We start from the raw sequence: 14,367 nt of genomic DNA, 5'->3' as shown, positions 1-14,367 counted from the left end.
GTTCTTTTTGGGTGTCCTTTTTGTTCTTTTCTTGTCCGGCTCATAGCCGATATACGATGATTATGTCCACATAAATTCAGTGCTCATGCTCACGTTCATTCATCAGTCTCACCATAAAAGCGCAGTGTTTCTTTTAATGACGCTGACACTACTGGCAATGTGGTCGGCTCTTCTAATCTGGGATTTCGGACTGTCCAGCTACAACTTCAGGCGAGTTGTTCAAGTTGTTTTTCTTTCTGTTGCCTCTGGGTTGTTCATGGTTTGCTATCAGTCCCTGAATGGCTTTGCTTATTTGCCCGTTCTGGCCAGAGTCTTGATCTTCCTTGGCTTAGGGTTTGGATCATGCTCGGCATTAATGAGTGAGTATCCGTTAAAAGGCATTCAGGAGGTTGGGCTCTATGGTTTACTGATGATGAGCACTTTACTCCTGGCCAAAAGTATTGATGAGAGAAAGCTGGCAGGCATTATCAGTGTTATTGGCATGGCTTTAGGGCTTTACGGTTTTGGCTACCTGTTTCACTATGCTGTTTATTTACAATATCCGCCTGAGTCCTGGATGCACACGATTTATGGATTTACTAACCCCAGGATTTTGAATCATGCGCAGAACTGGCTGATTCCACTTTTGGCTTTACTGCCCCTTTTGTCGAAAAGCAAGGGGTCACTGGTTCAGAGGCTAAGCTGGATTCCCTTGATGATTATGTATTTTTTCATTTTTTTATCACAGAGCCGAGGCATCCTTCTGTCTTTGGTTATGAGTGGAATAGCTATTTACTTTTGTTTCCAGAAAGTAATAACACCCATTATTCGAGTTCATACAAAAGCATTGATGCTTGGGTTGATCGCTTATACGGTTTTTATTTGGTTCATTCCTTATTTATTGGGGCATGGAGTCAAGGGATTCAGACCACTCTCAGCGGCATTGAAAACCTATGATCGTGTTGAGCTTTGGATCACTGCCTGGCAACTGGCATTAGATAATCCCCTGTTTGGGGTGGGGCCTCAGCATTTTATTCTTTCATCAGACAATGGACTGGGATCGCCCCATAATATTGTTTTGCAATGGCTTTCTGAGTGGGGGACGCTGGCTACATTGTGCTTTGTTATCGTCATGCTTTGGGGTGGCGTTTCTTACCTGATGCGGCTGAAAAAAAGGTTAGAGAGAGGATCATTGTCGGGGCAGCAAACCTATATCCAGATATCGGCCTTTTGGGCTATTCTGAGTGCGGTGCTTCATGCCCAGATCAGTGGTGTATTTATCACGCCTGTGAGTCAGATGATGATGTTGCTGGTAGTGGGCTATTGTCTGTATGCTCACGATAAGGACAGAGTGAAGGTCATTGCTGAAGTTAAGGATTACGAACTGAGTGTTTCAAAGCTGTTGGCTTCAATGCTTATCTTGTTGTCTATTACCTTCTTTAGCATTTTCTACGTTGAGTTTATTCAGGGAACCTACCCAGTTTCAATTCCCTTTGAATCCATGGCCCCACGTTTCTGGCAGAATGGAGCCTTTCACCTTGTTAATTAATATGGATTTCTCTGGCTACCAGTTGAGGATTCAGTAGGCCCTGGTAGGAAAAATACTCCTGAGTCCGCCCTTTCTGATAACTGACTTCGTAGAGCATGAAGAAAGGAAATCCACCTTCCCGGGTCATTTGTCTGAAATCTGCGTGCCAGCCAACAAAGGTGTGATTCTGATATTCTCCCAGTTCACTGCCTAATAAGGGTCTGAAATTGTCTTTTCCCACGCCTGTGGTTTTGAGTGTGTGGTACCCCGATTGAATGATCAGCATCAGCTCTGAGTCTTGCCCCTGCTCAAAATAACGATCCACTTCACCTTGGTAGACATGTTGAAGACTAACAGCGCCGGTGATCGCAGTGGTTGTCAGTATCAGCACAACAGTAATGACCCGGGCAACAAGAGAGAGTCTTTTATTGGCGAAAAGGGTGAGATTTTTCATGGCAGCTGCCCCTGAAGAAAAGCCTGTATAAGGCTTATCGGGCCACATCTGAAAATCACGAGAAATCAGCGGTTTTAAAAACGAAAGGTAAGTCCTAAAGCTCTGGTCATGAGCGCCGACATCTTGCTAGAGACTGACCTGTGGGGCCCAGTGTATTGGCGGAGGGCAGCTATTCAATGACCGAGGATAACGAGATGAAAACATGGATGTCCAGGATGCTGGGTTTCACGCTGATAGAGCTGATGATCGTAGTGGCGATCATTGGTATTCTGGCGGCTGTGGCGATTCCCCAGTACCAGAATTACACCCGTAATGCGACGGTAAACGCTGCATTGAGTGAAGCCAGCCAGTATAAGACGGCTGTAGGTATTTGTGCTCAAACCAACCCTATCACTGATTGTGATGATGGATCAAATGGTATTCCCGCTGCAAGAAACACAATAGACGATGTCGTGGATGGGGTTATCACAATTACTCCAGGTGGGGCTTTTGCTTCACAGACTTTAACGTACACTCCTGATGCAACAGGCACTGTATGGACTCTTACATGTAATGGTGGTGGTACATTGTGCAGCAATGATTCTTTAACTACTACACCAGATTACTCGCCCTAGAACTTTACTGACGTAGTTTCTTCGAAGGCTGGATTTAATTCCGGCCTTTTTTCTGTTTGGTAAATCTATGAGGGTGACCTGAGATTGAAGGCCAGAAGAAGAATCAGGGCTGTCTGAACCATTCAATAGAGTCCCTGATGCTTGGAGTATTCAAATAGCTTTTAGCCCTCTGAGCCTGCTTAACGGACATCAAAACCACAGCCGCCATTTCCTCTGGCGTGGCATCAAGAATTTTGTCCCAGCTTTTAAAATGGCTTGCCAGCTTTCTGGAGCGAGTTTCTCCCAGCTGTGGAATGCTCAGGGCTCTTATCTGGGACTTTAGAGAAACCCTATGAAGTGTATTGAGTACTGATAGCAGTTGTTTCGATGAATGCTCATTCAAGCCAGCCTGTTTCAGGTCAGACTCAGACACTTTGAAACTATCTGGAAAGCGGTCAATGGCCTTATTTGCCATCAGCTTTTTTATCAGTGGCTCGTGCAAAAAGGGAATATCCAGACTTATCCTCAGCCATTTCAACCTTTCAGTAAACTGTTCTTCACAGCCCGGCTTTAACTCAAGGCAGGAGAAGGCATTGTATCTTTTCGGGTCTGGAAACATTGGTCGGGTGCGATGCTCCGGCCTCAGAACAACCTGACCAAAAACCGGTGTAGCAGCGCCTTTCAGTTGCACAGAAATCTGGTCACCAATAGCGATATCCTTCTCAGACAGGTTTTTGATGCTGCCCAGTGATACCTGCCGAACAGTTTCCCCTCCGATCGCTATCGGCTCCAGCTGAAGTACCGGGGTGATCTGGCCGGTACGTCCCACTCTGAAATCAACGCCTTTAACTGTGGTTATCGCACTGTCGGAAGGGAATTTCCAGGCAATGGCCCAGGCTGGATTCTGGCTCTCCCAGCCCAGTTTTTTACGAAGCTCGAGGTTGTCCAGTTTCAGAACAATACCGTCCATAAGGAAGGGCTCCATACCGCTGCGTTTATTATAGGTATCACGGATTTTTTCTATCTCTTTCAGAGTATTACCCCGTTGGGTATGCTCGGCAGGTAGCTCAAAACCATAGCCATACAGGGTATTGATCACCGTCTTGTCGCTATCAAAAGGGCTGTTGACCCAGCGCCATGGGAAGAATTCGATACTGCCCAGTGACGAAACATCCAGTTCTTTGCGACTGATATGGCCGGAGACATAATGACGGGCACTGCTATAAACGGAATTTTTGACGGTCTCATTCAGGCGGGCAAAGAGTTCTCCGTGCAGGACAATATCGTTATATTCCGTAATCAGCGCTTTCGGGATTATGGGCATGTGTTTGACGGCATCAAGAATATTCTGCCCTCTGTCGCCTGTGCCCCGGGTAGAAGCGGCGACCAGTTTGCCGTTCTGATAAACCAGCTCAACCGCAACACCGTCAATCTTGGGTTGAACCAGAATGATTTCCTTACCGGCTTGTTTGAGAAATTTTTTGATATCATCAATGTCCCGGGCTTTTTTCAAGCTACCCATAAAGGCGCGATGGTCAACGTCTCCCTCGATATTCTCCTCAGCAACAGGAGGAAGTGTCAGTTCCGGAAAACACTTTATCAGAGATTGCAGTTGCGCTTTCAGCGCATCGTATTCATGGTCGGTGAGCACGGGAGAGTGTTTGTTGTAGTAAAGGTCATCGTTATGTCTGATCTCTTTTTGCAGAGCAACGATCTGCTTTTCAGCCTGCTCTGAGGTCCAGCTTGGACAGGCGCTCCATACAGTGATTGGAATGAGTAGGAGAAAAAGCGAAAAAAGGTGTTTCATGATCAGTTTTCCGGGGAGGGGGACGTCTTTAATTGATCGGCCAGATAAGACGAAACTGATCGAAATGGGGCATTAGAGCCCCATTAAAGTTAAGGGTTGTATCCATCCGGATTGTCGGACTGCCAGCGCCAGGCGTCGGTCACCATTTCTTCAAGCCCCCGCTCTGCTTTCCAACCCAGCTCATTCAGAGCTTTGTCGGTATTGGCATAGCAGGCGGCAATGTCACCGGAACGGCGAGCCGTGATCTCGTAAGGTACATTTTGGCCAGACGCTTTTTCAAACGCCGCAACTATTTCCAGAACACTGTAGCCTTTACCTAAGCCGAGGTTCCAGGTATGTACGCCTTTGGTCGTACGAAGTTTTTCTATGGCTTTGACATGACCCAGTGACAGGTCCACGACGTGAATATAATCACGAACTCCGGTGCCGTCGATGGTGGGGTAGTCGTTACCGAAAACTCTCAACTTTTCCAGCTTGCCAATGGCCACCTGAGTCACGTAAGGCATCAGGTTGTTCGGGGTGTCATTAGGATCTTCGCCAATGCGACCAGAAGCGTGAGCACCTGCCGGATTAAAGTAACGAAGCAGGGCAATGCTCCAGTCAGTATCCGATTTGAAAAGATCTTCCAGAACTTCTTCCACCATCAGTTTCGAGCGACCGTAAGGATTAGTGGCACTTAGCGGAAAATCTTCTGTGATCGGCAGACTGGCAGGGTCACCATAAACGGTCGCTGACGAGCTGAAGACAATGCGTTTAACATTAGCTGCCTGCATGGCCTGGCAGAGTACAAGGGTGCCGTAGACATTGTTTTCATAGTAATCGAGAGGGATTTCGCAAGACTCCCCTACGGCTTTCAACCCCGCAAAGTGAATAACGGCTTCAAAATCGTGCTGCTGAAAGAGGCCGTCCAGCAAAGCTCGATCGCGGATGTCGCCGTTAACAAACGCCAGTGTTTTGCCGGTAATCTCCTGAACCCGGCCCAGAGATTCTTCGCTGCTGTTGCTGAGGTTATCCAGAACCACTATTTCGTAGTTGTCGTTTAATAATTCCAGACAGGTATGGCTACCGATATAGCCTGCACCTCCTGTGACCAGAATTTTACTCATGGTTTTGGCTTCCTGTTCAGATCTCTGTGGTATCAATCAGTCTCATGGACAGATCAATGGATTGAATATCTTTGGTGAGTGTTCCGATGGAAATAAAGTCGACTCCGGTCGCTGCAATTACCGGCAGGCGCTCATCGGTAATACCCCCGGAAGCTTCCAGCCCGGGTTGAGGTGCTGGCAGGGAGTTGTTCAGTTCGACGGTTTCACGCAGTGCGTCCAGAGGGAAGTTGTCCAACATAATGATGTCGGCACCAGCGCTTCTTGCCCGCTGGAACTCTTCCATGTTCTCGACCTCAACTTCCACAGGCTTGCCCGGAGCCATGGTCCGGGCGGTGCTGACTGCCTGCTCAATCCCGCCACAGGCGGCAATATGATTCTCCTTGATCAGGAAGGCATCATAAAGCCCGATCCGGTGATTGTGACATCCGCCTGCCATGACGGCGTACTTTTGGGCGAGGCGAAGACCGGGCAGGGTTTTACGAGTGTCCAGCAGTTTAACGCCCGTCTCTTTGACCAGATTGGCGTAGTAAGAACAGCGGGTAGCAGTGCCGGAAAGGGTCTGAAGGAAGTTCATGGCTGCACGTTCACCGGTCAACAGGCTTCTGGCAGGACCTTCCATAAAAACCAGAACCTGGTCCGCTTCCACCTGTTCACCTTCCTGAACCTGCCAGTCCAGAGTCACCGATGGGTCAATCTGCCTGAATACTTCATCAAACCAGGGGCGCCCTGCAATAACCGCAGTTTCACGACAGAGGATACGTGCTTTGGCCATTTGCCCGGCAGGAATGAGGGAGGCCGTAATATCACCTGAGCCGATGTCTTCTTCCAGGGCATTGCGAACATTGTGCTGGATGGTGTCGGTCAGGTCGGAAGCGAGATTGTCTCGGGGCTGCATGTTGACTCTACTAATATATGGCCGGAAATCATGAAGAATTGGCGGGGATTATAAACAAATCGTTGTCTCATGTCTTTGCTCTTGCCGACAGTAATAGCCTGTCATGATCTATACTCGTGGGTCATGTTCAAAACACAGCAGAAGACAAAAGAGTATGTACATTATCAAGCCGTTTAAGTGTGCTTTTCTTGCCCTGGCCATGTCCTGCTCTCAGGTATGGGCCGAGACCAGACAAATTAATTCCTACATAGCCCTCAAGGATGCTCTTGAGCAGGGAGAAGTGCCTGTTATCGGTGTGATTGATTTTGGACAGTGTACTCATAAGTACCAGAACCTTAAGCATAAATCTCAGGCATTACAGAGTTTCCGTGGAAAAGAGGTCACTATTTTTAAACGAAACACCATCAATGAAGATGGTTCGATAATGATGTTAACGAGCTATAAACTCAATACCTCTCTAGTGGCTGAAGTCAGGGATGGCAGACCTCTGCCAGACTGGATAGATTGGCCAGCCTGGATAGAGTGGCAAAGTGCCTACGCCCTCTCCAGAGACAATGATACAGAATTTAACATCTGGTTTATTGCTGCGGATGCAAAAACCGGAAAGACCCTCGAAACCGGTCGCTTCACTTGTCCATTTGGATCAGCCGTTAAGTTGTGGTGCACACCTCACTCTTGAATTGACCTGTCGCTGACGCCTTGACGTTATTTTTTGGCTAACGAATGTTGAGTTCTGCCAGCTCTCTTATCAGTGTCCGGTTAGCAGGCGTTTCCAATCCCAGCTTTACAGCCTGCTCGATCAGATAACCATTAATAAATGCCAGCTCGGTTTTTCGCCCCTGTCGGGCATCCATGCAGGTAGAAGAGTGGTTTATTGCGGTATTTCGGCAGACTTGCCTGACCAGCTCAAGAAGGTTTCCTGAACCGGGAATACCGGCGGCTTGCCTCACCTGTGTCACTTCCTCAGCCAATGCTGCCAAACGTTGTTGACGCTCTTCAGTGTCCAGCAGTTCTCCATTCCTGCAATCATATAAAGCCGTAAGACCATTGATGGCACAATTGACTGCCAGTTTATCCCAGAGCTTTTCTTCAATCTGATGGGTAAACTGAATGTCAACTGGCAGCTTTTTCAGCGTGCCCTTTAATCCTTGCCAGACAGCATTGTCAGGCTTCTGAGCAACAGGACCCACCCAGGTTGACCCACGACCGGCATGACAGACATGCAGAACGTCTTTCATCCATGCTCCTTCAGTCGTCGATGCGGCCCATACGGTTTGTGAACTGAAATGTTGTGCTATCGCCTGTTGGCTGCCCATACCGTTCTGGATTAATAGTATCTGGCACTGGTCTGATAAGTGATCAGCGATTGAAAGAACAGCCGCTTCAGCATCCTGTGCTTTTGTGCAGACTAATAAATGGGTTATCGAGCCAGTGAGAGACTCGGGAGAGTCCAGTTTGATAGGGAAGTGTTGACTGACTCCATCCAGTTCATCAATGGCCAGAACAGGTTGGGTAACGTTGAGTGAGCGCAGTCTCTGTTCCCGAACAAGCAGGGTAGCTTCCATGCCTGCCTTGAGGAACTGAGCTGTCCACAGGCAGCCCATACTGCCAGCACCGATGATATGCCAGGTCACTTCTTGGCTCACTCTGGTTGAGATAATCCGGGCGAGTTTAAACAGTCAATGATGATATGTGAATATTGAGTGCTGCCAGCGGTGTAAGATTGGTCTCTATTTGTTCTCGACCATTCAATTTTTCTCCACCTATCTACAGTTTTTTCAATTCAAAATTTAAAATAATAAGCATTAAAAATGAACTTCCTTGATTCATTCAAGTCAAAGATTGTATGTAAACAATATTTATGAACCAGGGGGAATGATATGGACGTTTCGAATAATACCGCAGGAGTGACCAGCACCGGTGCATACAATAGGGTGTCTGAGGCTAACGCTGCTTCCACCAGTACATCATCAAAAAGCACTGTCACCGCCGTTAATCCCCATAAGCAATTGCAACCCGCCCATGAACACCCTGCAGCAGGCCATTCCAGAGCGGGTTGCTCCCTGGTTTTCAGGACGATATCTCAGGCGGCTAGCTCAATTACACAAGGAGTCACCAGCACCCTGAAAAGGACATCGCGTGTTATTGGGTTGGCTTGCAGTGGTGGCGCTACTCTGGCGAAGGTTGCCTGTTATCGTTCTCCTGAACCAATTGCTCAGTTTTTCCATAAAAATGGCGGACTGTGGGGAAAAATAGGCCAATACGTAGCTGCAAAACAAGCACCGGCTGAGTATTTCAAATCACATCAAGATCTTTATAACTACACGACTAACATGGTAAAAGTCGCGAGCCAGTGCTCGGCAGGCAAGGTTGATCCTGAGGTAATCAGGAAAGTTATCGAGCGCAATGTGGCTAATGCCGGACTGCTTTCTGAAGATGCCATGCCGGAACGATCAGGCATAAATGACGGCGTTAGCCAGTTCATGGCTAACAGTGCCGTTTCAGCAGCACCTGTCCGGCATGTTAAAACACTTGGGCGTGGGAGTATTTGCCAGGTCGATCAGTTTAATATTGGTGGACGAGATTTTGCTGTTAAATATTTATCACCAGAGTTGGCAGAAAAAATTAATATTGATGTTTCGTTGGTGAACAGCCTGGTTTCTTTCTTTTATGACTGGGGTTTTATCTCAGAGATGTACTTTGACGACATTTGCAGTGCATTCAAGAGTTTTAGTAATGAGTGTGACTTATCACGGGAACTTAAGTTTACCGAAAAAGCGTCCGAGGCCTTAAAAAATTTGACAGAAACCAAGCGCTACCATGTAACTACCGACTCAGGCCATCAGGTGCCGGTTCAGTTCAGGGTACCTGAGGTGTCTGTACCCTTATCCAGCCCTGATGCCCTTGTGATGGAGTATATTGATGGCTGTTCTCTTGATCGTACAGACGCGTTAAGGGAGAGGCTCGCTTCATGGCAGCCGGACTGGAAAGAGGGTGGAAGGCTAAGTGAAACGGAAATAAATACTATTATCGTCGGCATTCATAAACTTGTGCTAAAAGTTTATCTGGATTTATTCAGTGAATCCTTTTTTTTAAATACTGACCCCCAAACGGGTAATTTCATGGTGAAACTGGAGAGTGATCGTATCAGTATTTATTGTATTGATCACGCCAACAGTACTGGCAATAACGATATTTTGCGCATGATGAAAGACCCTGTTTATTATTCACTTCTTGCAGGACTGTTCTTGTTGTTTCATAACCGTGCTAACGGGAATAGCCTGATTGAAGAGGAAAATATCAAAAGCTCGATGGATACAACCGACGAAGTTGACATCCGGGCTCTGGTTTGCACGGCAATATCCCCGGAAGCGCAGGAATATATAGAAAAATTTATTGAAATTTATCGTAGGGGCTTTGGAGCGGATATCATACCCCCCATTGATGAATTACAACAATTTCAGAGAGAAGCTAGCGTTGGAGAAATTTGCAGTCAGATTTATCATTGGTTAAAAGACATCTCGGACGATTCTAATACGGAGGGGCCTGTCCAATCAGAGGCTGCGTTTGTGGAGCTATTGACGCGATTTTTGATCCGGCTTGCCATGGAACATGTGGAGCAAGATATGCAGAAGGCTGACATTACAGCCTTGCACAGAGTTGTCGCTGTTCCTTTTGACAAATTTGCTCAAAGTCTGGGTTTTCAGATCAGTCCGAACAATCCCATATTACTGCGGGTTGGGTGGCAATTGTCTGCATATCGCCAGTATATAGGGCAACTGGAGTCGCTAATGGATAACTGGGAGTATTATCGAGAATAGCGAGCTTTTTGACGAACAAAAGCGGGTTTTCAGGCCAATTCACTGCCACCTACGACTGCATGGATGCAGGAGCTAGAGCAACGCAGGAGCAGTTGCCGACGACTGCATGGATGCAGGAGCTAGAGCAACGCAGGAGCAGTTGCCGACGACTGCATGGATGCAGGAGCTAGAGCAACGCAGGAGCAGTTGCCGACGACTGCATGGATGCAGGAGCTAGAGCAACGCAGGAGCAGTTGCCGACGACTGCATGGATGCAGGAGCTAGAGCAACGCAGGAGCAGTTGCCGACGACTGCATGGATGCAGGAGCTAGAGCAACGCAGGAGCAGTTGCCGACGACTGCAGTCTTATTGGTCACTACCTCGGAAAAAGTCAGTAACAATATCTAAGCAATTGTCACAGCAAGGCTAACGCCTTGCAAGGCCTTGACCCGCCTCTAAAGAAGCGGGATTGCGCCCTTAATTTCTTTCAAAATAAATAATAAGCATTAAAAATGAACTTCTTTGATTCATTCAAGTCAAAGATTGTATGTAAACAATATGGATGAACCAAGGAGTTGATATGGACGTTTCGAATAATACCGCAGGACTGACCAGCACCGGTGCATACAATAGGCTGTCTGAGGCTAACTCTTCCACCAGTGCATCATCAAAAAGCACTGTCACCGCCATTAATCCCGATAAGCAATTGCAACCCGCCCATGAGCACCCTGCAGCAGGTCACTCCAGAGCGGGTGACTCCCTGGTTTTCAGGACGATATCTCAGGCGGCTGGCTCAATAACACAGGGAGTCACCCGCACCCTCAAGAGGACATCACGTGTTCTTGGGGTGGCTGCCAGTTGCGGCGCTGCAGTGGCGAAGAAAGTCTGTTTACGTTCTCCTGAAGCAATTGCTCAGATTTACCATGAAAATGGTGGACTATGCGGCAAAATAGGCCAATACCTGGCAGCAACTCAGTTACCGGCTGAGTATTTTAAATCAGATCAAAAGCTTTATAACTATGTGACTGACATAGTGAAATCCGCAAGTCAGTATTCGGCAGGCAAGGTTGATCCTGAGGTAATCAGGAAAGTTGTCGAGCGCAATGTGGCTAATGCCGGATTGCGTTCTGACAGGCTGCTTTCTGAAGGTGCCATGCAGGAACGATCAGGCACAGCTGATAATGACAGCGGTAGTCAGTTCATGGCTAACATTGCCCTTTCAGCAGCAACTGTCCGGCATGTTGAAACACTTGGGCGTGGGACTATTTGCCAGGTCGATCAGTTTAATATTGATGGACAAGATTTTGCTGTTAAATATTTATCACCAGAATTGGCAGAAAAAATTAACATTGATGTTTCGATAATGACCGACGTGTTTTCTGACTTTTATGACCGGGGTTTTATGTCAGAGAAGGACTTTGACGACTTTTCCAAGGCATTCAAGAGTTTTAGTAATGAGTGTGATTTATCACAGGAACTTAAGTTTACTGAAAAAGCGTCTGAGGCATTAAAAAATTTGACAGAAACCAACGAGTACCGCGTAAGTACCGGTTCAGGCCATCAGGTGCCAGTTCAGTTCAGGGTACCTGAGGTGGCTGTATCGTTATCCAGCCCTGATGCCCTTGTGATGGAGTATATTGATGGCTGTTCTCTCGATCGTACAGACGCATTAAGGGAGAGGCTCGCTTCATGGCAGCCGGACTGGAAAGAGGGTGGAAGGTTAAGTGAAGCGGAAATAAAGACTATTATCGTCGGCATTCATAAACATGTGTTATCGGTTTATTTGGATTCAGTCAGTGAATCCAGTTTTTTCAACACCGATTTTCAATCGGGTAATTTCATGATGAAACTGGAGAGCGATCGTATCAGTATTTATTGTATTGATCACGCTAACAGTAGTACCAATAACGATATTTTGCGCATAGTAAAAGATACTGTTTATTATTCACTTATTATTGGACTGTTCTTGCTTTTTCATAGCCGTGCTACCGGGAATGGTCTGGTTGAGGAGCAAAATAACCCCAGCCCAACGGATACAACCGACGAAGTTGATGTCCGGGATCTGGTTTACACGCCAATATCTCCGGAAATGCTGGAATCTTTAGAAGAATTTATTGAACCTTTTCGTAGCGGCTTTGGACGGGGCATCATACCCCCCATTGATGAATTACAACAATTTCAGAGAGAAGCTACCGTTGGAGCAGTTTGCAGTCAGATTTATCATTGGTTAAAAGGCATCTCGGACGATTCTAATACGAAGGGGCCTGTTCAATCAGAGGCTGCGTTTGTAGAGCTATTGTCGCGATTTTTGATCAGGCTTGCCATGGAGCATGAGGAGCAAGATATGCAGAAGGCTGGCAAAGCGACCTTGAACAAAGTCGTCGGTGTTCCTTTTGACAAATTGGCTAAAAGTTTCGGTTTTCAGATCAGACCGATCGATCCCAGGCTAATGCGGGTTGGGTGGCAATTATCTGCATATCGTCAGTATATAGGGTATCTTGAGGCGCTATTGGACAAATTGGAGCCTGACAGAGAATAGCGCCCGTCCGGGCGACCCTATAATCAGTAGTTGTAATAATAAAGACCTGATCTGAATGGGTAAGTATTTTTGTGACACCCTCGACAAAGAGGGTGTCGCAAAACTCCAACTACTCGTTCCCACGCTCTGAGGTCGTCATTCCCGCGAAGGCGGGAATCCAGCGCCAACGGTGGATCTCTGCCTTCTCGCGGATGACAAGGCCAGGGGGTCACCGGGCAGTATGGTTCTGGTGATGAGTCACTGTGGATTCCCGCCTTCGCGGGAATGACGAGAATGAAGCCGGGAATGACGGGAGTCAACTCGTTCTCACGGCGGAGAGAGTTTTGTGACACCCTCTCTAAGGCTCCGGGTGTTGGTCTCTATTTGTTCTCGATCATTCAATTTTTCTTGACCTGTCTACAGCTTTATAGCTTAAAGTTCCTTCCTGTTGATGGTTTGAGGATGCATCAGTGTGTACCGGATTTCTGAGTTAGCCGCCGCTGTAGGGCTTTCACGTACAGCGCTTCTCTACTACGAGAAGCAGCAGCTTATTTCAGGTAAAAGACTTGAAAATGGCTACCGTCTTTACAGTGATAAAGACCTTCAAAGAGTCCGCTTGATTCAGCAACTGCAGGCGGGAGGGCTGACTTTGAAAGAGTGCAAAGTTTGCCTTGAAAAAAAGATAGACAGGGACCTGTTGAAAAACCGCCTCAGGCAGCTTGATGAAGACATTGCACTGAAGCAGCAGTCACGAGCGCTGTTGGCAGCCATGCTGGGTGAGGGTGACCTCAGAGCCTGGCATGAAGACCTCGATAAGGTTGCTCCTGATGCTCATCTGAACTGGTTAGTAAAACAGGGTTTTAGTGAAAAAGAAGCCCTCAGATTGAAGTGGTTATCGAAAGATATGAATGATCACGAGACTTATATGATCGACTTTATGAAAGTTTATGAGACCCTCGAACGCTGGGGTCCAGGCAGTGAAAAAGACACGCTGAAAGCATTATCACTGGTGCCCGAAGCTCCTGCTGATATTCTGGAGATTGGTTGTGGCAAAGGCCTGTCAACCAGAGTGTTGATAGACAATACCGAAGCACACATCACTGCCATAGATAATGAAGCGTCAGCACTGGCTCGATTAAAAGAGCGTTTTGAGAAGCAGGATATTTCCGGACGGCTTTCCAGCGTTTGCGTGAGCATGACTGAATTGCCCTTTGAGAGTGAAAGCTTTGATCTTATCTGGTCGGAAGGCAGTGCTTATATCATGGGGGTCCAAAAAGCCCTGACGCAATGGCAGTCATTACTGCGGCCCGGTGGCTTCATGGTGGTAAGCGACCTGGTATGGCTAACAGATAATCCGGATCAGGAAGCGATGGCCCATTGGCAGCAAGACTACCCTGATATGCAGACGATCAGCAATCGTCTCAAGCAAATGGACGCTGTCGGATATGATATAGTCGACCATTTTTCTCTAAGCCGGGAGTCTTGGGATAACTACTCCGAACCACTGAAAAAACGAATCCATGATTTGTCACCTGCCATGCCTGACTCATTAGCGCTGAAGAATATTGAGACTGAGCTGGAAATCTATAGAAAATTCCTGGGACAGTTCGGTTATCAAATGTTTGTTCTTGGCAAACGTGATTAAATGGACGTCTATACTTCTCCTGACGTTCCAATGTCGTGGAGA

12 protein-coding genes are annotated in these 14,367 nt (G+C 47.2%); 6 read left to right on the top strand and 6 right to left on the bottom strand.

Annotated elements, in window-relative coordinates:
* The first annotated feature begins 256 nt into the window (after positions 1-256).
* Positions 257-1,528 carry an O-antigen ligase family protein gene (locus ACO6V5_RS13410; RefSeq protein WP_422132569.1) on the top strand — a complete coding sequence of 424 codons (1,272 nt, stop codon included), beginning with the start codon at positions 257-259 and terminating at the stop codon, positions 1,526-1,528.
* On the opposite strand, the gene ACO6V5_RS13405 is transcribed toward ACO6V5_RS13410, so the two are convergent.
* Positions 1,521-1,961: a hypothetical protein gene (locus tag ACO6V5_RS13405; protein WP_422132570.1), complete on the bottom strand. Its 441-nt coding sequence runs from the start codon at positions 1,959-1,961 to the stop codon at positions 1,521-1,523. The two genes, ACO6V5_RS13410 and ACO6V5_RS13405, sit on opposite strands and share 8 nt — an antisense overlap.
* A 140-nt stretch (positions 1,962-2,101) precedes the next feature.
* Here ACO6V5_RS13405 and ACO6V5_RS13400 point away from each other — a divergent pair, with 140 nt between their 5' ends.
* Positions 2,102-2,575: a pilin gene (locus ACO6V5_RS13400; protein ID WP_422132571.1), complete on the top strand. Its 474-nt coding sequence runs from the start codon at positions 2,102-2,104 to the stop codon at positions 2,573-2,575.
* A 103-nt stretch (positions 2,576-2,678) separates the two neighbouring features.
* Here ACO6V5_RS13400 and ACO6V5_RS13395 read toward each other — a convergent pair whose 3' ends face one another.
* From ACO6V5_RS13395 to nadC, 3 genes are all read right to left on the bottom strand, one after another.
* Positions 2,679-4,361, bottom strand: coding sequence for a helix-hairpin-helix domain-containing protein (locus tag ACO6V5_RS13395; RefSeq protein ID WP_422412384.1), 1,683 nt, complete (start codon positions 4,359-4,361; stop codon positions 2,679-2,681).
* A gap of 89 nt (positions 4,362-4,450) precedes the next feature.
* Positions 4,451-5,467 carry a UDP-glucose 4-epimerase GalE gene (galE, locus tag ACO6V5_RS13390; RefSeq protein WP_422132573.1) on the bottom strand — a complete coding sequence of 339 codons (1,017 nt, stop codon included), beginning with the start codon at positions 5,465-5,467 and terminating at the stop codon, positions 4,451-4,453.
* 16 nt (positions 5,468-5,483) lie between these two features.
* Complete coding sequence (gene nadC, locus ACO6V5_RS13385; RefSeq protein ID WP_422137250.1) at positions 5,484-6,362, bottom strand: carboxylating nicotinate-nucleotide diphosphorylase; 879 nt, start codon at positions 6,360-6,362, stop codon at positions 5,484-5,486.
* 154 nt (positions 6,363-6,516) lie between these two features.
* Here nadC and ACO6V5_RS13380 point away from each other — a divergent pair, with 154 nt between their 5' ends.
* On the top strand, positions 6,517-7,041 hold the full coding sequence (locus tag ACO6V5_RS13380; protein ID WP_422412382.1) for a hypothetical protein: 525 nt from the start codon (positions 6,517-6,519) through the stop codon (positions 7,039-7,041).
* Between the two features lie 37 nt (positions 7,042-7,078).
* On the opposite strand, the gene ACO6V5_RS13375 is transcribed toward ACO6V5_RS13380, so the two are convergent.
* The gene (locus tag ACO6V5_RS13375; RefSeq protein ID WP_422412380.1) at positions 7,079-8,008 is read right to left on the bottom strand and encodes a ketopantoate reductase family protein; all 930 of its coding nucleotides are present in this window, start codon (positions 8,006-8,008) and stop codon (positions 7,079-7,081) included.
* Positions 8,009-8,242: 234 nt separating this feature from the next.
* Between ACO6V5_RS13375 and ACO6V5_RS13370 the strand changes: the two genes are divergently transcribed.
* Positions 8,243-10,183, top strand: coding sequence for an AarF/UbiB family protein (locus ACO6V5_RS13370; RefSeq protein ID WP_422412378.1), 1,941 nt, complete (start codon positions 8,243-8,245; stop codon positions 10,181-10,183).
* Positions 10,184-10,742: 559 nt separating this feature from the next.
* Positions 10,743-12,701: an AarF/UbiB family protein gene (locus tag ACO6V5_RS13365; protein ID WP_422412195.1), complete on the top strand. Its 1,959-nt coding sequence runs from the start codon at positions 10,743-10,745 to the stop codon at positions 12,699-12,701.
* Between the two features lie 23 nt (positions 12,702-12,724).
* Here the strand turns inward: ACO6V5_RS13365 and ACO6V5_RS13360 are convergent, their stop codons facing one another.
* Entirely contained in the window at positions 12,725-13,000 is a 276-nt protein-coding gene (locus ACO6V5_RS13360; RefSeq protein ID WP_422137255.1) for a hypothetical protein, read from the bottom strand.
* 152 nt (positions 13,001-13,152) lie between these two features.
* Between ACO6V5_RS13360 and ACO6V5_RS13355 the strand changes: the two genes are divergently transcribed.
* Positions 13,153-14,325 carry a MerR family transcriptional regulator gene (locus ACO6V5_RS13355; RefSeq protein WP_422137256.1) on the top strand — a complete coding sequence of 391 codons (1,173 nt, stop codon included), beginning with the start codon at positions 13,153-13,155 and terminating at the stop codon, positions 14,323-14,325.
* Positions 14,326-14,367 lie beyond the last annotated feature (42 nt).

This window comes from Endozoicomonas sp. ALD068, from assembly GCF_049310145.1.
In the GTDB taxonomy this organism is placed as follows: domain Bacteria; phylum Pseudomonadota; class Gammaproteobacteria; order Pseudomonadales; family Endozoicomonadaceae; genus Endozoicomonas_A.
Note: the sequence above shows the minus strand (reverse complement) of the source record. Positions and strands in the feature narration are given on the sequence as shown.

Coding starts and splice junctions, on each gene's coding strand:
- ACO6V5_RS13410 (WP_422132569.1), top strand. CDS start 257: ATGGTTTGCTATCAGTCCCTGAATGGCTTTGCTTATTTGCCCGTTCTG.
- ACO6V5_RS13405 (WP_422132570.1), bottom strand. CDS start 1,961: ATGAAAAATCTCACCCTTTTCGCCAATAAAAGACTCTCTCTTGTTGCC.
- ACO6V5_RS13395 (WP_422412384.1), bottom strand. CDS start 4,361: ATGAAACACCTTTTTTCGCTTTTTCTCCTACTCATTCCAATCACTGTA.
- galE (WP_422132573.1), bottom strand. CDS start 5,467: ATGAGTAAAATTCTGGTCACAGGAGGTGCAGGCTATATCGGTAGCCAT.
- nadC (WP_422137250.1), bottom strand. CDS start 6,362: ATGCAGCCCCGAGACAATCTCGCTTCCGACCTGACCGACACCATCCAG.
- ACO6V5_RS13380 (WP_422412382.1), top strand. CDS start 6,517: ATGTACATTATCAAGCCGTTTAAGTGTGCTTTTCTTGCCCTGGCCATG.
- ACO6V5_RS13370 (WP_422412378.1), top strand. CDS start 8,243: ATGGACGTTTCGAATAATACCGCAGGAGTGACCAGCACCGGTGCATAC.
- ACO6V5_RS13365 (WP_422412195.1), top strand. CDS start 10,743: ATGGACGTTTCGAATAATACCGCAGGACTGACCAGCACCGGTGCATAC.